We start from the raw sequence: 23,089 nt of genomic DNA on the forward strand, positions 1-23,089 counted from the left end.
GAATCGCGCCTTAGCGTGCGGCGGCCCGCAGGCCTTCAATCTGATCATACAGACGCCGGGCGTTCTCGACGCCCATCAACTGGGGCGTTTCCGACAGGCTGGGAACCCACAGCGCCAGACCCGACCGAAAGCTCTGCGTGCCGAAGACGTTGAGCCCCCTCGGACTCGGCCCGAAGAAGATGTCGCCTCGCTGGCCGCGCGGCCTGAACCGCACCTGATCCACCTTCCCGAGGTCCAGCGCCGTCACCTCGTCGCCGAGGCCGCGCCGAAGGACGATGACGCGACGGTCCGTCAGGGCATACTCGATCCGCGACCGGAGCCAGGCGTCATGGACGAAGCGGCCAAGCGTGAAATAGAGGGCGGCCAGCGCGAACATCAGCGGGAACAGGACAAATGGAAGCCCGCGCGCCGTCGAGAACCCTCCCGACAACAACATCCACAGCACTATGACGCCCCATAACAGGCTGATCGGCGCCAAGACGAACTCCTGCCCGCCCAGGCGCAGCCCCTGCTGCGGCCTCCCGCGCCACAACAGTTTCTCATCCGCCCGAATATAGCTGCTGATTGTTTCAGCCACGCCCATTCCCCCGACACACATCCACGCAGGCCTGCGCCAGCACCTCGGCCGAGTCGGTCAGCGGAACCGCCAGGTCCGCCGCATCCAGCAACAGGGGAACCTCGGTGCAGCCGCCGATCACCCCCTCGGCCCCCGCCGCGACCAGGACCGCCGCCAGGTCGCGCATGACCGCGCGCTGCGCCGGTCCCACGTCGCCCGCCTTGACCCCGAACACCGCCGCCATGAAGCGCGCCCGGTCGGCGTCTGACAGCCGCACCATCTCCACCCCCTCTGCGGCCAGGGCCTCGGCATAGAGCGCCTCGCCGCCCGGCGTCGCCAGAACCCCGATCCGCCGCGCGCCGGCTCTCGTCGCCGCCCCCTCTTTCGCGGCCTTGGCCGTCTCCGCCACCATATCGATGAAGGGCAGGCCCGCCGCCCGAATGGCCGCTGCATGGGCGTGGGCGGTGTTGCACGGCATGGCCAGAACCTCGGCCCCGGCGTCGCGCAACCGCACCGCCATCTCGCCCAGGACCCGGCCCGCCGCCTCGGGCTGGGCGTGCCGGTTCGGAACCTGGGGATTGATGTCGGCGATGACGCGGATGTGGTCCTCGTCGCCCCTGGCCGGGGTCAGGGCCTGCACCCGCGCCAGAAAGGCCACCGTCGCCGCCGGCCCCATGCCGCCCAGAACGCCCAGACTCTTGCCCGCAGGACTATTCACGCCAGCGCGCCTTCCAGTTCGCCCTGATAGCCGAACAGCCCCTGCGCCCCGCCGGTGTGCAGAAACACCACCGTCTCGTCCCTGAACCGCCCGGCCCTGGCCAGGGCGATCAGCCCCTTCATGGCCTTGCCCGTATAGACCGGGTCCAGCAGCAGACCGTCGGTGCGCGCCGCCAGTTTCAGCGCCTCGATCACCGCCTGGTCGATCAGACCGTATCCAGCCCCGACATAGTCGCAGTCGGCGACCACCATCTGATCCGTCACCCGATCGGGATGGCCCAGCAGAGACGCCGTCTCCCGCGCCAGCTTCAGGACATTGGCCTCCTGTTTCTCCCTCGGCGCCCGCACCCCTATGCCCAGCACCGGGATGTCCGCCCCCATGACCGCCAGACCCGCGACCAGGCCCGCATGGGTCCCCGCGCTGCCCGTCGCCGTGACGATGCGGCTGATCGCCAGGTCCAGTTCATCGGCCTGGACCAGGATTTCCCGCGCGCAGTCGACATAGCCCAGGGCCCCGACCGCGTTCGAGCCGCCGCCTGGAATGACATAGGGCCGGCCGCCGCGCGCCCGCACCGCCTCGGCCGTTGTCTCCAGTTCCGCCGCCATGTCAGCCCCGCCCCGCACGCGCCGGATCACGGCTCCATACAGCCGGTCCAGCAGGACATTGCCGTTCTCGACATAGTCAGCCGCCGTCGAACCCGTCCGCTCCTCCAGGATGATCTCGCACTTCAGTCCGTGGGCGGCGGCGGCCGCCGCCGTCTGGCGCACATGGTTCGACTGCACCGCCCCCTGCGTCACCAGGGTGTCGGCGCCGACCTCGAAGGCGTCGCCCAGCAGAAACTCCAGCTTGCGCGTCTTGTTGCCCCCGCCAGCCAGGCCGGTGCAGTCGTCGCGCTTGATCCAGAGATCGATCCCCAGCGCCTCTGACAGCCGCGGCGCGGGCTCCAGCGGGGTCGGCAGATGCGCCAGTCGGACGCGAGGAAAGCGGGCCAGATGCATGGTCGAAGACTCCCGTTCAATAATCGTGGCTAACACGCGAATTCTTGCGGAACCAAGTTTCAGGTCCGTTGTTATTGCATCGGACACATCGGACGCCCCCCAACCCCGATGTCGTCTGTGGCGGTCCGGCCTTAACGCCCCCCCGACTGAGAAGCCGGACCGCCCCCCCTCCTTCATTCCAGTTTCAGCACCATGTCCCAGCGATCAATGCCGGGCGCATAGCCGTCGGGCGTGACCTTCTGCGTCTCGAAGCCGAACCGGGCATAGAAGCCCTGGGTGTGCTGGCTGGTGTTCAGGATGACGTGCGTCACCCCCGGCGTCGCCCACGCCGCCGCGATCCGCGCCTCGGTCAGCACCTTTCCCAGCCCCTGACCGTGCAGGCCGTTGTCCACCATCCCCCAGCACAGGGCCACGCTGATGCCGTCCGCCTCGACCGCATGGCCGCCGCAGCCGACGATCCGCCCGTCCAGTTCAAGCACCTGATAGGGCCAGCGCAGGGCCTGATCATTCAGAAACCCGACAAACCCCTCCCGCTCGCTCACGTCAAAGAAGCGCGGCGTATTGCTGTCGAACAGGGCCAGGCACCCGGCCATGTCCTCAGGTGCGTAGGTTCGGGAAAGGATCATTCCCCTTCCTGCCACGCCGCCCTCGCTTGACCTACCCCCGAAACGGGCTAGGGTCGCGCCGTTCTCCGGGGGGTCGCAATCGAGCGGCTGAGATAGAGGTTTCTCCTCTGACCCGTCGAACCTGATCCGGGTCATGCCGGCGAAGGGATGAGTACGCTTCCGGCCCCGGCTTCACGCCACAGGACCGGCACGCCCGACGTCGGCGGACCTCAAACGCTTTGAGGCCGCCATGAACATCAACGTCACGCCGACGACCGAACAGCCGCACGAGCCCAATGTCGAGCTCCCCCTCGCCGAGGCCCGCAAGGCCGTCGAGGCCGAGACCGGCCGCATCCCCACCGGCCCCCGCGCCGGCGGCGTGAAGGTCTATGTGGCGGGCGAGCTCTACCCCGACATCCGCGTCCCCTTCCGCGAGGTCGCCGTCCACCCCAGCGCCAACGAGCCGCCGGTGACGATGTATGACAGCTCCGGCCCCTACACCGACCCGACCGTGACCATCGACATCAAGAAGGGCCTGCCCCGCGTCAAATCCAGCTGGCAGCTGGACCGCGGCGACATCGCCCCCGTCGCCAACCCGCGCGAGGTCAAACCCGAGGACAACGGCCACGCCAGCGGCAAGCACCTCGCCCCCCGCTTCGACGTCTCGAACCATCAGGTGTTCAAGGGCGTCGAAGGCCGCCCGGTCACCCAGTACGAATACGCGAAAGCCGGGATCATCACGCCCGAGATGGAATACGTCGCCATCCGCGAGAACCTGCGCCGCGAGCAGAACGCCCCCTGCATCCGCGACGGCGAAGACTTCGGCGCCGCCATCCCCGACTTCGTGACCCCTGAGTTCGTGCGGCAAGAGATCGCCCGCGGCCGCGCCATCATCCCGCACAACATCAACCACCCCGAAGTCGAGCCGATGATCATCGGCCGCAACTTCCTGGTGAAGATCAACGCCAACATCGGCAACTCGGCCGTCCTCTCCAGCGTCGATGACGAGGTGGACAAGCTGGTCTGGGCCACCCGCTGGGGCGCCGACAACGTCATGGACCTGTCGACGGGCCGCAACATCCACAACATCCGCGACTGGATCATCCGCAACTCTTCCGTCCCCATCGGCACCGTCCCCATCTATCAGGCGCTGGAGAAGGTGAACGGCATCGCCGAAGACCTGACCTGGGAGGTGTTCCGCGACACCCTGATCGAACAGGCGGAACAGGGCGTGGACTACTTCACCATCCACGCGGGCGTGCGGCTTCCGTTTGTGCCAATGACGGCCAAGCGCGTGACGGGCATCGTCTCGCGCGGCGGCTCCATCATGGCCAAGTGGTGCCTGGCCCACCACAAGGAGAGCTTCCTCTACGAGCATTTCGAGGACATCTGCGACATCATGCGCGCCTATGATGTCAGCTTCTCGCTCGGCGACGGCCTGCGCCCCGGCTCCATCGCCGACGCCAACGACGAGGCCCAGTTCGCCGAGCTGCGCACCCTGGGCGAACTGACGAAAATCGCCTGGGCCAAGGGCTGTCAGGTCATGATCGAAGGCCCCGGCCACGTGCCGATGCACAAGATCAAGGCCAACATGGATGAGCAGCTCAAGCACTGCCACGAGGCGCCCTTCTATACGCTTGGCCCGCTGACCACCGACATCGCCCCCGGCTATGACCACATCACATCGGCCATCGGCGCGGCCATGATCGGCTGGTTCGGCACGGCCATGCTCTGCTACGTCACGCCCAAGGAGCACCTGGGCCTGCCCGACCGTCAGGACGTCAAGGACGGCGTCATCACCTACAAGATCGCCGCCCACGCCGCCGACCTGGCCAAGGGCCACCCCGCCGCCCGCATGCACGACGACGCCCTGTCGCGCGCCCGCTTCGAGTTCCGCTGGGAGGACCAGTTCAACCTCGGCCTCGACCCCGAAACCGCCCGCAAATACCACGACGCCACCCTGCCCAAGGAGGCCCACAAGACCGCCCACTTCTGCTCCATGTGCGGCCCCAAGTTCTGCAGCATGAAGATCAGCCAGGACATCCGCCGCGACGCCATGGCGCAGAACGACGCGGGCGCCTCGCTGACGGAGGCCGAAGCCGGCATGGCGGAGATGAGCGCCAGGTTCCGGGCGGGTGGGGCAGCGATTGAGGTGAAGGTCTAGCCGCCCCGCCCGCTCACGCCGGGGTCAGGACTAAGGACGCGAGGCAGCTTCGGGTAGACTCGCGTCCGCCCCCCCCTACGCAATAAGCTTAGACGGCAAAAAGCATCATTTGTTGAGCTTGAGGATATACCGATCGCAGCACTCGATCCCTTGTCTTACGGCTACGGAACAGCTCGTAGACAGCTTGCTTGGGACCATCGGTCACAACACGTTGGATAATCTCGATCCCCTGCGTCACGTATTCCTGCGTCTCGGCGTGTGGCGGAACTTTCACTTCTTTAGCGTTGGCAAGCAGCCGGATCGCGTAGAGAACATGCCAGTTCCCATAAGGGAGCCACGACAACTCCCGCGTTTCGCCCACGGTTGAACGAGCTATCTCAGCCTCCCGTTGACGCCTCTGCTCGATCTCCAGCGAGAGCTCCCAGACCTGCACCAATTCGTCTAGATCGTAGTGCTCGTGGAAAATGTCGCCGTACAGACTTCCAAATATCTCGTCGGACTGTACGCGCGCACGTTCTGGCTCACCTAAAAAATAACTCAGTATGACCTGACCCAGTTTGAACGCGTCTATACGTTGCGTATTGGGCTTGTCACTATACTGACCTTTCTTTCTTTCGTAGAAGTAGCCTTTGTCAGAAAAAGCTCCCTCCAACTTATGCTGAATCTCGTCGTTCGAATGAAGATCGCGCTGTAGAATTCTAGCTTGGCTATTAGTAGCAACAGCGACTCGCCGCGATATGTCCGCCTTTGCCGTTTCGTAAACCTTTATCAAAAGTAGTACGTTTTGAGTCCGGATAGGGTTTCTTTGATAAGCTTGGAACAGGGCATGTGAAGTTTGAGCTCCATTTACCACCTGAAGCCCATCCACAGTAAGGACAGGACTTCTGATCCCACTATTATAGCTGAAATTTTCACACGTAATTGTTATCCCGTTATTCTGATACCAGAATAAGTGATTATCATCAGAAACAGCGCTTCTAAAAATATCGCCGTTGTAACCACCATCTAATCCAAGAAAAACTCTAATATTGTCGTCAAATATATGCCTCTTGATTGACGTAAGATCTTCATTGCATATCAATTTCAGATACGACAAAGCATCGACGCAAGCTATAGCTCCACGAACATCCCCGTCAGATCTATCAAATATCTGCCTGTCTATTACCTGAAGCTGACCAGATACACTTTCTCGTTCTGGACGGTATATAAGTCGAGCAATTTCATGAAACCCAACCTCCTCGTATGAAATCCAATCATAACGAGAGCAAAATTCTTCAATTATCCTTATGCCACTTTTAGCAAGATGCTGACCATTACTGACTAAATATATTTTATATTTACAATAAATTCCGGCATCAAAATAAGAACTTATTTGCTCTATTTTTTGGGCAAGAGCCTCGTTGACAGATGCTGACAGCCCTTCATTCCTATCAAACAACTCCTGAAGGAATGCCATTATTTTGTATAATTCTGTTTCAGGGAAATTCTTTGAACAACCCTCTATCTTTGTATGATATTTGAACTGAAAAATACTGATCGTCGGACTAATAGGGTCATCTTGGATGTAGACAGCATCTACACCACGATCCCCTACTCCATCGGTAATAAGCTCTAAACTGGTTTCGTTTTTTTTCGGAAACAGGCAGTCGAGCGCTAGGAGTTGAAACGCTGCCGGCGCACCTTTGGCCTGACCAGCGTTCTCATACTCGCGCAAGCGCGCATCGATTATCGAATGTTCGAGTTTTGTGATCGCATGCATGCAAGACTCATACATGAGTCGATAGCTGCCGACATACCTACGTTATGCGCCGGTTGCCTTTAAGCGTCAGCCGCCCCCGTCCGATCCTGACGCACCCATCCTCCAACCTCCTCGCCACAGGCAGGAGGAGGCGAGATGGGCGACGAGGCTTACTGGCACGAGGGCGAGCCTCGGGTGATCCGGTCCGGGCGGTGGGAGCAGGATGAGCTGGGCGACATCAGCTACATCCCCGACCATGTGCGGCCCGTCCTCGATGACGACGATCCCGACGACCGCCCGGCCCCCGGCGTCTCGCCTGATCCCGACCGCTCTCCCGACCTTTCGCAGACGGCGGGCTATCGCGTGCGCTCGGACGCGGTCTGGGCGGCGGCGCGGCGCGACTATCTAGCCGGGGACACGGCCGAGGCCGTCTGCGACCGCTATCAGTTGAAGTCGGGCACCCTGCGGTCCCGCGCCGCGCGCGAGGGCTGGCGCCGCAGCGACATGGAAGACGTCTGGCCCGCCCCTGACGACGAAGACGACAACCCGCCCGGCGCCGCCCCGCCCGATCTGGCCCAGATGGCGGCCCAGGCCCTGATGCGGCTGGACCGCGCCGTCCGCCGCGGCCGCGCCGCCGAGGCCGCCTCCTGGCTGCGCACCTGGCGCGCCCTGACGGACCCGGCTCTGCTCGCGGCACTGACACCAGAACCCGCCCCCGATCCCGCCGCCACGCTGGAGGCCGACCTGAAGGCCGTCGCCGATGTCGCCCGCGACGCCGCCGCCCTCTCGCCCCACGACCTCGCCGGCCGCCTCGCCATCGAGGCCCGCATGGCCGCCCTCAAGGCCCGGCTGGACCCGGACGGGAAGATTTCAGACAGATTGGACGAATTGGACTCTGTTTTTCCCGAGCCCGACCCGCCGCCCTGAAAAGCCCTCCCCTTCGAGGGAGAGGGATTGGGCGGGGGCTCGGCCAGCCCCGGCCCACGGCCTCGGATGACGCGAAAACCGTCTCAGACGCTACAGAAGCGGAACACCCCGCGCGCCGACGCCCGGCGCGCGCTCGCGCCTACTTCTTCGAGGGCAGGAAGGGCGAGAAGGTGATGACGGTGAAGGTGTCGCGGATGTGCGGGCGGGTCTGCACCTGCTTGGTCACAAAGGTGCCGATGTCGGCGTCTTTCGGCAGCTGGAACTTGGCCAGCAGGTCGTGCTGACCCGAGGTCGAGTAAACTTCCGACACGTTTTCAACATTGTCGACCAGATCGGCGGCGACATCGTTGGCGTAGCCCAACTCGCATTTGATGAAGACGAAAATGGCGGTCATCATGGTCGGAACCTCCCGTTCAAGCGGAGGTGCATAGCGGATGGAAACGGCATGGGTAAGGCTCCGGCGACACTGACGGCCCCTCCAGTCGATTACGAGGCGGCTTACAACAATCGGGAACGCGTGCCGGGACATCCGGCGATCCTGAAACGATGGCGAGAAGACTCGGCCCGCGTCATCGACGCCCGGCGGCCGGAAACCGTCGAATACGGCCCCGGCGAGCGCCAGAAGATGGAGTGGTTCGACGCCGGCGCGGGGTCGCCGACCGCCCTCTTCATCCACGGCGGCTACTGGCAGGCCCTGGACCGGGCCTGGTTCGCCTGGGTGGCGCCGGCCCTGCTGGATCAGGGGATCAGCGTCGTCATCCCCGGCTATGACCTGGCCCCGACGGTCAAGGTCGGCGCCATCATCGGCCAGATGCGCCGGGCCACCGAACTGGTGCGCGACCGCACCGGCAAGCGGCCCCTGGTCTTCGGCCATTCGGTCGGGGGCCATATGGCGGCCTGCATGCTGTCCGAAGGCCGCGCGCGGGCGGCGCTGGCGATTTCGGGCGTGTTCGACATCGAGCCGCTGATCCACACCTCGCTGAACGCGGCGCTTGGGCTGGACGCCATGACGGCGCGGGCCCTGTCGCCCATCTACTGGCCCGCGCCGAACGGCGGGGCGCCAGGCGGGCGGGCGCTGGACTGCTGGGTCGGCGGGGCGGAAAGCAACGAGTTCATCCGCCAGAGCCGCAGCATGGCCGCCGAGTGGGGCGGCAAGGGCGCCGACACCCATGTCGAGGTGCTGGACGGGCTGGATCACTTCACCATGCTGGACCCGCTGGCCGACAAGGACAGCAGCATGGTCCGGCGCCTCGTGACGCTGGCCACCGCCGAATAGGCGACCGGTTACCGGGATTGATCGGCGCTCCCTTGACGGGGGCGCCGGGAACCGCCGATCTGCGGGCCTGAAAAGTCCGAAGGAGACCCCATGCGACACGACCGCCTCAGCGTGCTGACCGCCCTCGAAACTCAAGGGGTCGTCCCGGTCTTCTATCACGCCGACCCCGAGGTCTGCGCCGAGGTGATCCGCGCCTGCGCCCGCGGCGGGGCCAAGGCCATCGAGTTCACCAACCGCGGCGACTTCGCCTGGGAGACCTTCACCGACCTGTCCAAGCAGTTCGCCCAGACCGATCCCGACATCATCATGGGCGTCGGCTCGATCCTGGATGCGCCGACGGCGGCTCTCTACCTGGCGTCGGGCGCACGCTTCGTCATCAGCCCCTGCCTGGTGCCCGAGGTGGCGCAGGTCTGCAACCGCCGTCAGGTCGCCTATTCGCCGGGCTGCGGCTCGGTGCGCGACATTTCCGAAGCGCAGAGCCTGGGCTGTGAGATCGTCAAGCTCTTCCCCGGCGCCTCGGTCGGCGGCCCCGACTTCGTCAAGGCGGTGCTGGGCCCCATGCCCTGGACCAAGATCATGCCGACCGGCGGCGTCGACCCCGACGAAGCCTCCATCGCCAAATGGTTCGGCTCGGGCATCGTGGCGGCGGGCATGGGCTCCAAGCTGATCACCGACGCGGCGATTCAGGCGAAGGACTGGGCCGGCATCGAGGCCAAGGTGCGCCAGACGGTCGAGGCGATTGCGGCCTTCCGAAACAAGTAGCAACGCCTCTCCCTCCCCTTCATGGGGAGGGAGAACCGCGCTCAAGCGGCGAGCGATAGCGCCCCAAAGAAGAAGGCCCCGCCGGTCGAACCAGCGGGGCCTTCCTATTCAGAACCCGAAGCGCCTCAGGCGGCTTCGGCGGCGGCCTTGGCCAGCTTGGCCTGGTGGGCGGCCATGCCGGCGGCGATCAGTTCTGCGGCCTCGCCAGCGTCGCCCCAACCGTTGACCGTGACCGACTTGCCCTTCTCCAGATCCTTGTAGCGGGTGAAGAAGTGCTCGATCTGCTCGATCAGGATGGCCGGCAGCTGACGGTAGCTGGAAACCTCGGTGTAGTAGGGGTTCAGCTTGTCGACCGGCACGGCCAAGATCTTCTCGTCGCCGCCGGCTTCGTCGACCATCTTCAGCACGCCGATCGGGCGCGAGCGGATGACGCAGCCGGGCACCACCGGGGTCGGGTTCAGCACGATGACGTCGCAAGGATCGCCGTCGTCCGACAGGGTGTGCGGCACGAAGCCGTAGTTGCCCGGATAATACATGGCGGTGTGCAGGAAGCGGTCGACGAACAGGGCGCCGGATTCCTTGTCCATCTCGTACTTCACCGGCAGACCGCCTTGCGGGATCTCGATGATGACGTTGATGTCCCACGGCGCATTCGGGCCGACCGGAATGGCTTCGATGTTCATGTTACGCTCTTGTTGCAGGTGCGAACGGGGAGTTTGGGGCGCGTGATAAGCTCTGCGTCGCCGAACAGCAAGCTTCAGGGGCCGTTTGCGGGCGATCGCCCTTGCTCCATAGGCCGAACTGAAGGCATCAACAGGGCATGACCCTGTTCGACTGGATCGCCCTCAGCCTCTTCTTCATCGCCTGGCTCGGCTATGGCCCGATCCTGGGGCTGATCGCGCGGCGCAGCGGATCGCTGAACGACGACATGCTGGTGGTCCGCGACAGCTGGATGACGGCCATGACCCATCGCGAGATGCGGCTGATCGACAGCCAGTTGATGGGCCACTCTATCAACTCCGCCTCCTTCTTCGCCTCGACCAACCTGCTGCTGATCGCGGCGGTGGCCGGCATCCTGTTCGGCGGCGAGAACGCGCTGAAGGGCTTCGCCGCCGTGGGCGCCGAGGCGGTGCCGATGAAAATTCTGGAGGCCAAGCTGGCCCTGGTTCTGGTCTGCCTGGCCCGCGGCTTCCTCGATTTCATCTGGTCGCTGCGCCAGATGAACTACGCCCTAGCCCTGATCGGCGCCGCACCGGAAATCCACACCGAGACGGACCGCGTCGCCTATGGCCATGCGGTGGCCCAGGTGCTGAACCCGGCCCTGGGCGGTTTCAGCCAGGGGGTGCGGGGCTACTACTTCGCCCTGGCGGCGGCGGCCTGGCTGTTCGGGCCTCTGTGGCTGGCGCTGGGCGTGATCTCGGCCTTCGGCCTTCTGGTCTGGCGTCAGGCTGGGTCGCCGGCCGCGCGGGCCGTGCGGGCGGCCCGACGGCTGCTGGAGCGCAGTTAGGCCCGACTTTGGTCTTATTGCAGCCGCGAACGATTCGTGCGGACAGCAATCCTTACCCGGCGTAACTGCGAAACGGATTTACGTAACAGCCTGTGATCGCGAGTCAAAAATCGGCGCTTGAAATTTTGTGCGCTGCAACCTAATTTGGCTTTCGACGCTTTCGGGCGTCTTGCCCTTCCTGGGCGTTTCCTCCCTATAGACTTTATATGCCGCGCCCCCGGGCGCGGCTTTTTTTTGGCCCTCGCTGGGTCAGGCGGCGAAGTCTTGACCCAGAGCCGCAATGACCCGGTTCAGCCCTGACTGGCAGCGCCCCCAACCGGCCGAGGGGCCGCCCGAGGCCTCGTCCCAGTAAAGTCGCCGGTTCAGCTCGATCTGGATCGCCTCGAAGCCTTCCTCCGGCCGCCCCCAGAGCTGGGTCGCATACCCGCCCGCGTAGGGCCGATTCAGCGCCACGCGCCAACCCATGGCCTCAAACAGCGCCCGCAACCGCCGCGTCAGGTCCGTCTCGCAACTGGCGCCATGCCGGTCGCCCAGCACCACGTCCGGCCCGTTCGGTCCCGTGGCGCGCGACGGCATGGAATGCCAGTCGACCAAAACCGCGCGGCCATGACGCGCCAACGCCGCCCGCATCAGGTCGCCGAGGGCTTCATGATAGGGCTGATGCACCCTGGTGATCCGCCCAACCGCCTCCTCCCGCGTCAGGCGGCGATCGTAGAGCGGCGCGCCATCGCCGGCCAAGCGCGGAATGACGCCGTATCCGGCCTGGGTCTTCAGCCCCGGCGGCGGCGTCGCCGACACCCCGTCGATCAAGATCGGGTCCAGTTCCTCAGGCGCACGGTTCAGATCGACATAGGCTCGGCCTATGCGCCCGGCGATCAGCGCCGCCCCCGCCGCCGCGCCCGCGCCCAGCAGCCGATCCACCGCCGCATCCTCGGCGCTGCGCAGCGACATCTCGGACAGATCCTCGGCCGCCGCCATGTCTTCGGGATAGAGCTCCCCCGAATGCGGCGAGGCGAACACCAAAGGCGTCGCACGCCCGCGAAGGACGGGGACAAGGCTGAAGGTCGCGTCGGTCGGCGCTGGGTTCATGGCTTGGCCATAGACTGATTTATCCCCGACCGCGCCCTCTACGCGCTCGCCCTAGGGATGATTTTCACCGCGAGTTTACCGATCAGCGCCTAGGGTCCGCTTCGATATTCAAGGACTTGACCCTGCATGGCGCGTATTCTGCTGGCCGAAGACGACGGCTCGCTTCGAGGCTTCCTGACACGCGCGCTGGAACGCGCCGGTCATGCCGTGGTGGACTGCGAAAACGGCGACGACGCCATCGACGCCCTGGAGCAAGGCCCCTACGACCTGCTGCTCACTGACATCGTCATGCCCGGCGCCGACGGGATCGAGGTCGCGCGCGTCGCCGCCGTGCGCCAACCCGGCATCCGCATCATGTTCATCACCGGTTTCGCCGCCGTCGCCCTGTCGGCCGCACAGGCCACGCCCCAGGCCAAGGTCCTGTCCAAACCCGTCCACCTGCGCGACCTAGTGAACGAGGTCGAACGCATGATCGCCGCCTAACGAAAAAATACGAAAAAAGAAGACACAAGCCTCTTGCGGCCCCCGCGAACTGCGGGTTATAGACGCCGCCTTCCCGCCCACCGACACATCAGTCGGCCGGGCCGCAGAACAGGCGGACGCGTAGCTCAGCGGGAGAGCACTACGTTGACATCGTAGGGGTCACAGGTTCAATCCCTGTCGCGTCCACCATTCTTTTCAATCGCTTAGGCGGTTGCACCCACGGTGCATTTTGACACGACATCGTCAAAGCCCTGCCTTCGCCTTGTCTCCAGCTTTTCTTGGCCGCTAGGGCTTTCAGGACCGGCGAATCGCCGCCTGACGACAGGGCCTCATCCTGGCCCCAAGGCTATAAGCCAGGCTTCCAAATCGCGACAAAAACGCACGGCGCAAGCGATCGGGGCCAGTTCTGAAAAACGGAGGATTCCTCGTCGCCAGGGCGGGCGCGAGAAATAAAATCCTGTTCGGCCCTCTGCCTCGCGCCGGCGCACGCATGTTTCGGATCGCGGCCGTCGCGGCCGGCGAACGCGCCAGCCCCCTAAACGCCAAACATCTCGTCGATTTGAGACGCACAGGCCTTCCCTCCGCGCCGGCAAGGTGGCAACTCCACAGAACAGGGTGATGGAAACACCCTTTGGGGGGACTGCGTATGGAAATCGTCAAGGTTCGGCGGCTTCAACATGGCTGACACGCAACAGGTCGCGAAAAGCGCCGCCGTTCTGCGGCTGCGCCGTCCTTCGCCCCATGGCGACGTCGTCTGGTACGAATATGCGCCCATCATCGACGGCGGGCCGAAACGCCTGTCGCATCACATGATGGCCTCGCCCGAGAGCGCGGCCAAACTGGCGCGCCAGCATGGCTATGAGACAGCCGAAACCATCATCGACTTCGAGATTTCGTAACCTCGCCGCCGCCGGCGCTCCGCGCCCTAGTCCTGCTGAGACGCGAGAACATCCAACCGCGCCGTCAGGCTGGCCAGAGCGTCGCAGATGGCGGCGATCTCGACACAGGCCTCTCCGATCACCGGAGACCGCTGCTCAAACGAGCGACACAGCCAAGCCACCGCCAATTCTTCAAACTGTTCGCGCACGAACCACCTGTGCCGTTGTGAAACCGCACGAACAAAACACGCAAAAGTTGTGCTTGGCGCCGCAACGCCCAATCAGGCCGTCAGCCGGTAGCCCACGCCAGGTTCAGTGGCGATCAGACGGGGCTGGGCGGGATCGGCCTCCAGCTTCTGACGCAACTGGCCGACGACCACGCGCAGGTACTGAGTGTCGTCGGCGTGGGCCTTGCCCCAGACGGCGGTCAAGAGGTCGCGGTGGCCGACCACCTTGCCGGCGTTGCGCGCCAGATGGGCCAGGACGTCGTATTCCTTGGGCGTGACGCGCACGGCCTCGCCCGCGCGGGTGATCAGGCGGCGCTCCAGGTCGATGACCACCTCCCCCGCTGTCAGCGGCCCCTGCACCTCCGCGCGCGGTGCGGCCTGGCGCAGATTGGCGCGGACCCGAGCCAGCAGTTCGCCCACGCCGAAGGGCTTTTCGACATAGTCGTTAGCGCCCAGATCAAGCGCCGCGATCTTCTCGGCCTCCCTGTCACGCGCCGACAGGATGATGATGGGGCCGGCATAGAATTCGCGGGCGCGAGCCAGCACGTCCTTGCCGTCCATGTCGGGCAAGCCCAGGTCCAGGACCACGGCGTCGGGGCTCCACAGGGCGATGCCGCGCAGGCCTTCCTGCCCGCTGTCGGCGCGGCGCGGTTCATAGCCGGCGGCGTCCAGCGCCGGGGACAGGAAGCGGTGGATCTGGGGCTCGTCGTCGATGACGAGAATCTGGGGACGGACAGCGGCCATACGGCGGACCCTAGAGCAGGCTCGGGTGGGTGACGACGGCCTTGGGCAGGCTGATCAGGATGCGCGTGCCTTTTCCATCCTGAATGGGACTGGCGGCGGCGATACGGCCGTTCATGGCCTCGACGAAGCCCTTGGCGATGGCCAGGCCCAACCCGGCCCCCTTGGTGCGGTCCGACGGCTCCTCCATGCGGCGGAACTTGTCGAAGACCCGCTCCAGTTCGGCGGTGGGGATGCCCTGGCCCTCGTCCTCGATGGAGATGACCACCGCGCCTCGGTCCTCATAGGCCGCCAGTTCGACGGTCGAGCCGTCGGGGCTGTAGGCGACGGCGTTCTCGAGGATGTTGACCAGGGCCTGTTCCAACAGCCCCTGATCGACCATGACCAGACTGAGCTGGGCCGGAAAGTCGCGGGTCATCTTGCGCTGGCCCAACCGCCGCGCCACGCGCTTGCCCGCCGCGTTCAGCACGTCGCGCACATCGACCCAGTCGGCGCGGATGTTCAAGCCGCCGCCCTCCAGCCGGGTCATGTCCAGCAGGTCGCCGACATAGCGGCTAAGGCGCTCGGCCTCCTCGCGGATCGACAGCAACAGGTCGGCGCGCACGGCGGGCGTCAGCCTGTCACCCAGGTCGATCAATGTGGTCGAGGCGCCCAGGACCGTGGACAGGGGCGTCCGCAGGTCATGGCTGACCGAGTTCATCAGCGCGCCTCGGAAACGGTCGGTTCGGCGCAGGGTCTCGGTCTCGACCGCCTGTCCCGCCAGATCGGCGCGCTCGACCGCCACGGCGCCCTGATCCAGCAGGGCCAGGGCCAGTTTTTCCTCGTCCGAGCCGGGAGCCAGGGCCGCCGCCTCGATCCCGGCGACGCCTGCGCGGTCGCGCACGCCCTGCAAGGGCCGGAAGGTCCAGCGCGCCTGCGGCAGGGTGCCGGTGCCGTGACCCGCCGGTTCGCCCTTCTCCCAGGCCCAGCGGGCGGCGGCCATGGCCTCGGCGTCCAGCGGCGCCTTGGTCGGCGCGCCCGCGATCAGGGTCAGTTCGTCATTGAGAGGCAGCAGGACCACGGCCCCGGCACCGGCCGCAGCCGCAGTCTGCTCGGCCAGAATGCGGGCGGCGGCGGCGCGGTCGCCCACCCCGGTCAGACGCTGGCTGGCGGCCAGCAGGGCCGAGACCGCCGAGGCGCGGCGCTGGGCCGCCCGCGCCTGTTCGCGCACGCGCCCCGCCAGGACCCCGGTCGTCAGGGCCACGGCCCAGAAGACGACCAGGGTCAGAAGGTCAGTCGGCGAGCCGATGGCGAAGCTGAACTTGGGCTGCAGGAACAGGAAGTTGTAGGTCAGGAAGGCCAGCGTCGCCGCCGCCAGCGCCGGACGCAGGCCATAGAGCACCCCCGCCGCCAGCACCGCCGACAGATAGATGACGCCCAGATCGACCCGCTCGAACGTCCGGTCCAGCAGCAGGGCCAGACCTGTAGCGGCGACCACGCAGGCCGCGCCGACGGCGTATCCGCGCCAGCCGCCGGTCAGGTTGACGCGCGGCTCTCGCACAGGCTTGTCGTCCGCCTCGGCGCCGTCGGTGATGACGTGGATCGCCACCCCGCGCGCCTGACGCAGCAGTTCGGCGGCCAGCGATCGGCCCAGCCATTCGGACAGGCGGCTGTCGCGGCCCTTGGCCAGAACGATCTGGGTGATGTTGTTCTGATGGGCGTGATCCATGACAGCGCGCGCCGTGTCGTCGCCGCTGAGGACCACGGTGCGCCCGCCCAGCTGCTCGGCCAGCTTCAGCGCGTCCGACAGCTTTCCGGCCGAGCCGACGCCGTGGCGCGCGCCAGAAGGACGGTCGACATGGGCCACCGTCCAGGGCGCGTCCATCATCATGTCCGACAGCCGCCGCCCGGCGCGAACCAGAGGCGCGGCCATGGCGTCGCCCGCGACCAACACCAGAATCCGCTCGCCCGCCGCCCACGGCCCCGGCACCCCCTGCTCACGCAGGCGCGCGACCAACTGGTCGTCTACCGTCTGGGCCGCGCGGCGCAGGGCCAGTTCGCGCAGGGCCGTCAGGTTCTCGACCTTGAAGAAGTTGTCCGAGGCCAGCCGCGCCGTCTCGGGCACATAGACCTTGCCCTCGGCCAGACGCTTGCGCAGCTCCTCGGGGGTGATGTCCACCACCTCGATGTCGTCGGCGCGCGACAGGGCGCTGTCCGGCACGCTCTCGCGCTGACGCACTCCGGTGATCCGCAGCACCACGTCCGACAGGCTTTCCAGATGCTGGACGTTCAGCGTGGTCCAGACGTCGATCCCGGCGTCGAGGATTTCCTCTACGTCCTGCCACCGCTTGGGATGGCGCGATCCGGGAGCGTTGGAGTGGGCGTATTCGTCGACCAGCAGCAGCTCGGGCCGCCGGGCGATCGCCCCGTCGAGATCGAACTCCAGCAGGGTTCGGTCGCGATAGGCCATGGGGCTGCGGGCCATGACCTCCAGCCCGCGCAGCAGGCTCATGGTCTCCTTGCGGCCATGAGTCTCGACCACGCCGACCACGACGTCGTCGCCCTCGGCTTTGCGACGACGGGCGGCGCGCAGCATCTCATAGGTCTTGCCGACGCCGGGCGACATGCCCAGAAAAACCTTCAGCCGCCCACGCTTGCGCGGGGCGGCCGGGGTCTCGATCGTCGGGGGGATGGGCGGCGCCATCAGCCCTCCGCGGCGGGACGCGCGAAGCGGGCGTCCAGCGCCCGGTTGGTCAGCAGCACATTGACGCGCGGCTGGCCCAGGACGCCGAACGTGCGGCCTTCGACGTGCTGTTCGATCACCTCTCGCACCTGCGCCTCCCCCACCCCGCGCGCGCTGGCGATGCGGGCGATTTGCAGCCTAGCGTAGGCCGGAGAGATATGCGGGTCGAGGCCCGAGGCCGAGGTGGTCACGGCGTCGGCGGGGACGACCGCCCCGCCCGCCTCGGTCCTGAGCGCCTCCGCGTCCGTCTTGACCCGGGCGATCAGGTCCGAGTTGAGCGGGCCGAGGTTCGACCCTGACGAGGCCGAGGCGTCATAGCTCGCCGCCGAGGGGCGCGGATGCAGATAGCCCGGCGCAGCGAACGACTGACCGATCAGGGCCGAGCCGACCACCTGCCCCGCCTTGTCGCGGACCAGACTGCCGTTCGCCTGTTCCGGGAAGGCGGCCTGGGCCACCCCGGTCACGGCCAGAGGATAGGCGACGCCGAGGACGCCGGTGAACAGGGCGATCATCACGACCGCCGGACGGATCTGGTTCAGCATCAGAAAATCGCCTTCAGGCTGGCCACGGCCCGGCTGTCATAGGCCGAGCCGAAGCCGTGTTCGTCGGTGTCGAAATAGCGGACGTCCAGCGCCAGATGGTCCGTCAGCTGATAGGCCGCGCCCAGGTTCCAGGCCGTGTAGTCGAAGTCAGACGACACCCACTGCCGCCCCACCGCCGCCGAGAGGGTCCACCGATCCGCCGGGCTGACGGCGGCGTTGATCTCGGCATAGGTCGCCTCGTCCTCGGACGCGCCGAAGAAGTCGGGCGAGTAGTAGATCGCCGCCCCCAGGGTCGCCGGACCTACCGCGCGCGAGGTTGCGGCCTTCAACTCGACATAGTCATAGTCGGCCCCGTCCGACTGACCCGCATAGAAATAGCTGACCACGCCGAAGTTCCAGTTGAAGCCGGCGAACTCGGGCCGGACCCCGGCGTAGAGGTCGATCTCGGCGTCGGTTTCGGCGTCCCCGGCGAAGGCGACATTGCCGGCCCAGGCCCCGGCGTAGAACAGGCCATGGGTGACATCGACACCGGCGGAGAGGGCCAGATCGCCCTCGGTCTGGCTGACGCCTCGAAAGACGTAGTCGCTGGCGACGGCGGCGTTGAAAGCGACGTCGGGGCCGGTCCTGTCCTCGGCCTGGGCCGGGCTGCTGCACAGGCCGAGCGCGATGATGGCGACCAGGCAGGCGCCGCCGAACAGGGCGTCATTGGCGCCCGAGGCTTTGGGTGTGTTGCGTTTCGTCATGATGGTGTCCTTCCCCTCAGGCCAGGCCGAGGGCGGAGATGAGGATGTCGATCAGTTTGATGCCGACGAAGGGCGCGATCAGGCCGCCCAGGCCGTAGATCAGCAGGTTGCGGCCCAGCAGTTTCCCGGCCCCCACGGCGCGGTATTTCACCCCGCGCAGCGCCAGCGGGATCAGGGCGATGATGACCAGGGCGTTGAAGATGACCGCCGACAGGATGGCGCTTTCCGGGCTGGACAGCTTCATCACGTTCAGCGCCGCCAGCGACGGCAGGCCGACCACGAACATGGCCGGGATGATGGCGAAATACTTGGCCACGTCGTTGGCGATCGAGAAGGTGGTCAGGGCGCCGCGCGTGATCAGCAGTTGCTTGCCGACCTCGACGATCTCGATGACCTTGGTCGGGTCGCTGTCGAGATCGACCATGTTGCCGGCCTCGCGCGCGGCCTGGGCCCCGGTCTGCATGGCCACGCCGACATCAGCCTGAGCCAGAGCGGGGGCGTCATTGGCCCCGTCGCCGCACATGGCGACCATCCGCCCCTTGGCCTGTTCCGCCTTGATCAGGCGCATCTTGTCCTCGGGCGTGGCCTCTGCCAGGAAGTCGTCGACCCCGGCCTCCGAAGCGATGGCCGCCGCCGTCACCGGATTGTCGCCGGTGATCATGACGGTGCGCAGGCCCATGCGGCGCAGGTCGGCGAAGCGCGCCTTCACGCCCGGCTTGACCACGTCCTTCAGGTGGATGACGCCGACCAGAGCTTCGTTCTCGGTCACGGCCAGGGGCGTGCCGCCCGAGCGGGCGACGCGGTCCACGGCGGCGCGGAACTCGGCCGGAGCATCCGCTTCGGCCAGACCAAGGGACTTCAGCACGGCGTCGACCGCCCCCTTTCGCCACGACTGGCCGTCGGCCTCCAGACCCGATTGGCGGGTCACGGCGCTGAAGGGGATGGTCCGGGCGCCAGACGGCAGATCGCCCGTCACCCCGGCGTTGCGGCCCAGTTCGACGATGGAGCGACCCTCCGGCGTCTCGTCCGCCAGCGAAGCCATGACCGCCGCCCGCATGGCGGCGTCGGGACGCACGCACGGCACAGCGATGACCTCGGTGGCCATGCGGTTGCCGAAGGTGATGGTGCCGGTCTTGTCGAGCAGCAAGGTGTCGACGTCGCCTGCCGCCTCCACCGCACGGCCCGAGGTGGCCAGGACGTTGACCTTCAGCAGGCGGTCCATGCCGGCGATGCCGACGGCGGACAGCAGGCCACCAATAGTCGTCGGAATGAGGGTGATGAACAGGGCGCCCAGCACAATGGGGTCCAGCTTGATCCCCGAATAGGCGCCCAGACCCAGCAGGCTGGCGACCGCGATCAGGAAAACCAGGGTCAGCCCGGCCAGCAGCACCGACAGGGCCAGCTCGTTCGGCGTCTTGCGACGGTCCGCGCCCTCGACCATGGCGATCATGCGGTCGAGGAAGGTGGCGCCGGGAGCCGAGGTGATGCGGACCTTGATCCAGTCCGACACCACGGTGGTGCCGCCGGTGACGGCGGAACGGTCGCCGCCGCTTTCGCGGATGACGGGGGCGCTTTCGCCGGTGATGGCGGCCTCGTTGACCGAGGCGACGCCCTCGATGATCTCGCCGTCCGAGGGGATGACGTCGCCGGCCTCGACCAGGACGATGGAGCCGATCTCCAGCTCCCCCGCCGGGGTCGGGACCACCGTGCCGGTCGCCGGATCGACGATCAGCTTGGCCTTGGTGGTGACGCGGGTGGCGCGCAAGGAGTCCGCCGCCGCCTTGCCGCGCCCTTCGGCGATGCTTTCGGCGACATTGGCGAACAGGACCGTGGCCCACAGCCACAGCGCCAGCTGGATGGCGAAGCCCGCCGCCTGGCCGCTGGCGACCGCCACGACCGCCGAAGCGGTCGCCAGCAGGGCGACGATCCAGGTGGCGAAGATCACCGGGTTTCTGAGAAGCTTGGTCGGGTTCAGCTTGACGACAGCGTCGCCTAGCGCCCGGCCGAGCATGGCCCCGGTCAGTCCGCCTGCGATGGGCGATGAGACGTGGGGGGACCGAGGGCTCGACGGATCGAGCGTGACTTGAGTCATGGGATTATCCGATCAGAACCGGGCCACGACCTGAAGCATGTCGAAATGCTCCACGATCGGACCCAGCGAGAGGGCGGGGAAGAACTGCAGGCCGCCGAGGATCAGGATCACCCCGATCAGCAGGCCGATGAACAGCGGGCCATGGGTCGGCAGGGTCCCGGTCGAGGGCGCCAGCCGGGGCTTGGCGACCAGGGCGCCGGCGACGGCCAGAACCGCAATAGCGGGCACGAACCGGCCCAGCAGCATGGCCAGACCCAGGGTGGTGTTCCACCAAGGCGCGTTAGCGGTCAGACCGGCAAAGGCCGAGCCGTTGTTCCCCGTCGCCGAGGTATAGGCATAGAGGACCTCGGACAGGCCGTGCGGCCCCTTGTTCAGCAGACCCGCCAGGGCCTCGGGCAGGACGGCGGCGACGGCCGAAAAGCCCAGCACCGACAGGGGCACCACCAGAACCGCCAGCATGGCGAACTGGATCTCGCGCGCCTCGATCTTCTTGCCCAGATATTCCGGCGTGCGGCCGACCATCAGGCCCGCGACAAAGACCGCCAGCATGGCCATCAAGACCATGACGGCGACGCCCGAACCGATCCCGCCGGGCAGGATCTCGCCCAACTGCATCAGGAACATGGTCACGGCCCCGCCCAGCGGCATGTAGCTGGCGTGCATGGAGTTGACCGAGCCGTTCGAGGCGCCGGTCGTCTGGGCCGCCCAGGCCACGGAGGCCGGGACGCCAAAGCGGACCTCCTTGCCCTCCATATTGCCAACCGAGGCATCCACGCTGGCGGCGACCAGGGCGGGCGCCGGCTGGCTTTCGATGACGTAGAGGGCCGAGGCTGCGCCCCCCAGCAGGATGACGGCGGCCACCGCCAAGGCGCGGACCTCCTTCTTGGCCAGGACGCTGCAACCAAAGGCGAAGAAGGCCGCCCAGCCCATGACATTGATGCAGATCGCCGTGATCAGATTGGTCAGCGGCGTCGGGTTCTCCAGCGGGTGGGCCGAGTTGACGTTGAACACGCCGCCGCCGTTGATGCCCAGCTGCTTGATCGCCAGCTGGCTGGCGGTCGGGAACAGGCTGATGGTCTGCGAGCCGCCTTCAAGCGTCGTCGCATGGGCCGAGGCCGCCAGCGACTGCGCCACGCCCAGCCCGGCCAGAGTCACGGCGACGATGAAGGCGATGGGCAGCAGGACATAGAGGCTGGTCCGCGTCAGGTCGGCCCAGAAGTTGCCGACTCCCTCTCCGCGATTGGCGATGAAGGCGCGGGCCAGAGCTGCCGCAATCGTCGCGCCGGTGGCCGCCGAGACGAAGTTCTGCACCGTCAGACCCACCATCTGGGTGAAGGTCGACATCGTCGCCTCGCCGCCATAGCTCTGCCAGTTGGTGTTGGTGACGAAGCTGACGGCGGTGTTGAAGGCCAGGTGCGGACTGAGGCCGTCAAACCCCTGCGGGTTCATCGGCAGAACCCCCTGCAGACGCAGCAGGCCGTAGAGCAGCAGGAAGCCCGCCAGATTGAAGGCGAGCAGGGCGCCGACATAGCCCAGCCAGCCCTGGATGCGCGTCGGGTCCACCCCGGCAGCGCGATAAAACAGGCCCTCGACCGGCTTCAGCACCGGGTCCAGCCAGGTGCGCTCGCCGTTCCAGACGCGCGACATATAGATCCCGATCGGCCAGCCGAGCACGACGGCCAGACCGAGGGTCAGGGCGATCTCGGCCCATCCTTGAATATTCATGAGAAGGCGGCTCCGCTCAGAACCGCTCGGGGCGCAGCAGGGCCGCGACCATGTAGCCGGCGATGACCAGGGCGCCGGCGCCCCACAGGAGGTTCAGCACCATGGTCACAGCCTTTTCAACGCAGCAGCGAGGGCGGCGAAGGCCAGGAAGGCCCCGCCGCCGATCGCCAGAAAGATCATATCGGCCATGCCGAAGCCTCCAACTCAGTGAGAGCCGGAACAGACGCCTTTGGGGCGTAAGGGAGCCATGCGGAAAGCGGCGCCGTGCATAAGGCGCGCATAAGGAAAGGACGAGGCGCGCCGCCGACGGAGCCGAAGGCGGGCCAGGGCGTTGCCCCTCTGAACCCAAGGAGACAAGCATGGACACGATGACGGCGCTGATCCTGGTGGGCGTGGTCGCCATGATCCTGGCCGGCGCAGGCTTCGCCTTCGTCCAGCCGCGCCGCTTCACCGACCGCGACGCCGACGGCGCCCCTGACGCCACCCCGGAGGAAATCGCCCAAGCCCGCGCCGACGACGCCTGGGGCCGGGCAACCCGGAACGAGAGCAAGACTGGCGAGAGCGAAATCGGTCGCGACGCGTCCTGAACGCCGCGA

General features: G+C 66.4%; 24 protein-coding genes, 1 tRNA gene and 1 riboswitch. Of the genes, 9 read left to right on the forward strand and 16 right to left on the reverse strand.

Features of this window, described 5'->3' with window-relative positions:
* Positions 1-10: 10 nt before the first annotated feature.
* The 4 genes from CQ039_RS11485 to CQ039_RS11500 all read right to left on the reverse strand — a co-directional run bounded on the left by CQ039_RS11485 (position 11) and on the right by CQ039_RS11500 (position 2,898).
* Positions 11-577, reverse strand: coding sequence for a PH domain-containing protein (locus tag CQ039_RS11485; RefSeq protein ID WP_146112098.1), 567 nt, complete (start codon positions 575-577; stop codon positions 11-13).
* Positions 570-1,274 (reverse strand): aspartate/glutamate racemase family protein, encoded by a 705-nt coding sequence (locus CQ039_RS11490; RefSeq protein WP_255413087.1) that lies wholly within the window; start codon positions 1,272-1,274, stop codon positions 570-572. The genes CQ039_RS11485 and CQ039_RS11490 overlap by 8 nt, the downstream gene beginning before the upstream one ends.
* A complete protein-coding gene (locus CQ039_RS11495; RefSeq protein ID WP_105562469.1) occupies positions 1,271-2,272 on the reverse strand; it encodes a D-cysteine desulfhydrase in 1,002 nt (333 codons plus the stop codon). Before CQ039_RS11495 ends, CQ039_RS11490 begins: the two co-directional genes overlap by 4 nt.
* 173 nt (positions 2,273-2,445) lie before the next feature.
* Positions 2,446-2,898 (reverse strand): GNAT family N-acetyltransferase, encoded by a 453-nt coding sequence (locus CQ039_RS11500; RefSeq protein WP_105562470.1) that lies wholly within the window; start codon positions 2,896-2,898, stop codon positions 2,446-2,448.
* A 56-nt stretch (positions 2,899-2,954) separates the two neighbouring features.
* Positions 2,955-3,064, forward strand: a riboswitch (TPP riboswitch).
* Between the two features lie 63 nt (positions 3,065-3,127).
* Between CQ039_RS11500 and thiC the strand changes: the two genes are divergently transcribed.
* Positions 3,128-5,041 carry a phosphomethylpyrimidine synthase ThiC gene (thiC, locus tag CQ039_RS11505; RefSeq protein ID WP_105562471.1) on the forward strand — a complete coding sequence of 638 codons (1,914 nt, stop codon included), beginning with the start codon at positions 3,128-3,130 and terminating at the stop codon, positions 5,039-5,041.
* An 88-nt stretch (positions 5,042-5,129) separates the two neighbouring features.
* Here thiC and CQ039_RS11510 read toward each other — a convergent pair whose 3' ends face one another.
* The gene (locus CQ039_RS11510; protein WP_158255984.1) at positions 5,130-6,800 is read right to left on the reverse strand and encodes an AIPR family protein; all 1,671 of its coding nucleotides are present in this window, start codon (positions 6,798-6,800) and stop codon (positions 5,130-5,132) included.
* A 135-nt stretch (positions 6,801-6,935) separates the two neighbouring features.
* On the opposite strand from CQ039_RS11510, the gene CQ039_RS11515 reads away from it, so the two are divergent.
* A complete protein-coding gene (locus CQ039_RS11515; RefSeq protein ID WP_105562473.1) occupies positions 6,936-7,706 on the forward strand; it encodes a hypothetical protein in 771 nt (256 codons plus the stop codon).
* Between the two features lie 139 nt (positions 7,707-7,845).
* Here the strand turns inward: CQ039_RS11515 and CQ039_RS11520 are convergent, their stop codons facing one another.
* Positions 7,846-8,103: an Lrp/AsnC ligand binding domain-containing protein gene (locus CQ039_RS11520; protein ID WP_040347054.1), complete on the reverse strand. Its 258-nt coding sequence runs from the start codon at positions 8,101-8,103 to the stop codon at positions 7,846-7,848.
* Between the two features lie 48 nt (positions 8,104-8,151).
* Between CQ039_RS11520 and CQ039_RS11525 the strand changes: the two genes are divergently transcribed.
* Both CQ039_RS11525 and CQ039_RS11530 read left to right on the forward strand, forming a co-directional pair.
* Positions 8,152-8,982 carry an alpha/beta hydrolase gene (locus CQ039_RS11525; protein ID WP_105562474.1) on the forward strand — a complete coding sequence of 277 codons (831 nt, stop codon included), beginning with the start codon at positions 8,152-8,154 and terminating at the stop codon, positions 8,980-8,982.
* Positions 8,983-9,072: 90 nt separating this feature from the next.
* Positions 9,073-9,744, forward strand: a complete 672-nt coding sequence (locus CQ039_RS11530; protein ID WP_105562475.1) for a bifunctional 4-hydroxy-2-oxoglutarate aldolase/2-dehydro-3-deoxy-phosphogluconate aldolase — start codon at positions 9,073-9,075, stop codon at positions 9,742-9,744.
* Positions 9,745-9,869: 125 nt separating this feature from the next.
* Here the strand turns inward: CQ039_RS11530 and ppa are convergent, their stop codons facing one another.
* Entirely contained in the window at positions 9,870-10,427 is a 558-nt protein-coding gene (gene ppa, locus CQ039_RS11535; RefSeq protein ID WP_105562476.1) for an inorganic diphosphatase, read from the reverse strand.
* A 137-nt stretch (positions 10,428-10,564) separates the two neighbouring features.
* On the opposite strand from ppa, the gene CQ039_RS11540 reads away from it, so the two are divergent.
* Positions 10,565-11,251, forward strand: coding sequence for a DUF599 domain-containing protein (locus tag CQ039_RS11540; RefSeq protein WP_105562477.1), 687 nt, complete (start codon positions 10,565-10,567; stop codon positions 11,249-11,251).
* 249 nt (positions 11,252-11,500) lie between these two features.
* Here CQ039_RS11540 and CQ039_RS11545 read toward each other — a convergent pair whose 3' ends face one another.
* Positions 11,501-12,340: an N-formylglutamate amidohydrolase gene (locus tag CQ039_RS11545; RefSeq protein ID WP_105562478.1), complete on the reverse strand. Its 840-nt coding sequence runs from the start codon at positions 12,338-12,340 to the stop codon at positions 11,501-11,503.
* A gap of 126 nt (positions 12,341-12,466) precedes the next feature.
* Here CQ039_RS11545 and cpdR point away from each other — a divergent pair, with 126 nt between their 5' ends.
* The 3 genes from cpdR (at position 12,467) to CQ039_RS11560 (ending at position 13,722) form a co-directional block, all read left to right on the forward strand.
* A complete protein-coding gene (gene cpdR / locus CQ039_RS11550) occupies positions 12,467-12,823 on the forward strand; it encodes a cell cycle two-component system response regulator CpdR (protein ID WP_105562479.1) in 357 nt (118 codons plus the stop codon).
* A gap of 114 nt (positions 12,824-12,937) precedes the next feature.
* Positions 12,938-13,012, forward strand: a tRNA-Val gene (locus tag CQ039_RS11555).
* 488 nt (positions 13,013-13,500) lie between these two features.
* Complete coding sequence (locus tag CQ039_RS11560; RefSeq protein WP_105562480.1) at positions 13,501-13,722, forward strand: hypothetical protein; 222 nt, start codon at positions 13,501-13,503, stop codon at positions 13,720-13,722.
* Between the two features lie 26 nt (positions 13,723-13,748).
* Here CQ039_RS11560 and CQ039_RS16630 read toward each other — a convergent pair whose 3' ends face one another.
* The 8 genes from CQ039_RS16630 to CQ039_RS11595 all read right to left on the reverse strand — a co-directional run bounded on the left by CQ039_RS16630 (position 13,749) and on the right by CQ039_RS11595 (position 22,602).
* Positions 13,749-13,910, reverse strand: coding sequence for a hypothetical protein (locus tag CQ039_RS16630; RefSeq protein ID WP_158255985.1), 162 nt, complete (start codon positions 13,908-13,910; stop codon positions 13,749-13,751).
* A 72-nt stretch (positions 13,911-13,982) separates the two neighbouring features.
* Positions 13,983-14,672, reverse strand: a complete 690-nt coding sequence (locus tag CQ039_RS11565; RefSeq protein WP_105562481.1) for a winged helix-turn-helix domain-containing protein — start codon at positions 14,670-14,672, stop codon at positions 13,983-13,985.
* Positions 14,673-14,682: 10 nt separating this feature from the next.
* Positions 14,683-17,352: a sensor histidine kinase KdpD gene (locus tag CQ039_RS11570; protein ID WP_105562482.1), complete on the reverse strand. Its 2,670-nt coding sequence runs from the start codon at positions 17,350-17,352 to the stop codon at positions 14,683-14,685.
* Complete coding sequence (gene kdpC, locus CQ039_RS11575; protein WP_105562483.1) at positions 17,352-17,933, reverse strand: potassium-transporting ATPase subunit KdpC; 582 nt, start codon at positions 17,931-17,933, stop codon at positions 17,352-17,354. The genes CQ039_RS11570 and kdpC overlap by 1 nt, the downstream gene beginning before the upstream one ends.
* Positions 17,933-18,676 carry a TorF family putative porin gene (locus tag CQ039_RS11580; RefSeq protein ID WP_105562484.1) on the reverse strand — a complete coding sequence of 248 codons (744 nt, stop codon included), beginning with the start codon at positions 18,674-18,676 and terminating at the stop codon, positions 17,933-17,935. Before CQ039_RS11580 ends, kdpC begins: the two co-directional genes overlap by 1 nt.
* Before the next feature lie 16 nt (positions 18,677-18,692).
* Positions 18,693-20,768 carry a potassium-transporting ATPase subunit KdpB gene (kdpB, locus tag CQ039_RS11585; RefSeq protein WP_105562485.1) on the reverse strand — a complete coding sequence of 692 codons (2,076 nt, stop codon included), beginning with the start codon at positions 20,766-20,768 and terminating at the stop codon, positions 18,693-18,695.
* A 12-nt stretch (positions 20,769-20,780) separates the two neighbouring features.
* Positions 20,781-22,493 carry a potassium-transporting ATPase subunit KdpA gene (gene kdpA / locus CQ039_RS11590; protein ID WP_105562486.1) on the reverse strand — a complete coding sequence of 571 codons (1,713 nt, stop codon included), beginning with the start codon at positions 22,491-22,493 and terminating at the stop codon, positions 20,781-20,783.
* A gap of 16 nt (positions 22,494-22,509) precedes the next feature.
* Positions 22,510-22,602, reverse strand: a complete 93-nt coding sequence (locus tag CQ039_RS11595) for a potassium-transporting ATPase subunit F (RefSeq protein WP_146112097.1) — start codon at positions 22,600-22,602, stop codon at positions 22,510-22,512.
* Between the two features lie 250 nt (positions 22,603-22,852).
* Between CQ039_RS11595 and CQ039_RS11600 the strand changes: the two genes are divergently transcribed.
* The gene (locus CQ039_RS11600; protein WP_105562488.1) at positions 22,853-23,080 is read left to right on the forward strand and encodes a hypothetical protein; all 228 of its coding nucleotides are present in this window, start codon (positions 22,853-22,855) and stop codon (positions 23,078-23,080) included.
* The last annotated feature ends 9 nt before the right edge of the window (positions 23,081-23,089 follow it).

Source organism: Brevundimonas sp. MYb52 (assembly GCF_002979535.1).
Lineage (GTDB): Bacteria > Pseudomonadota > Alphaproteobacteria > Caulobacterales > Caulobacteraceae > Brevundimonas.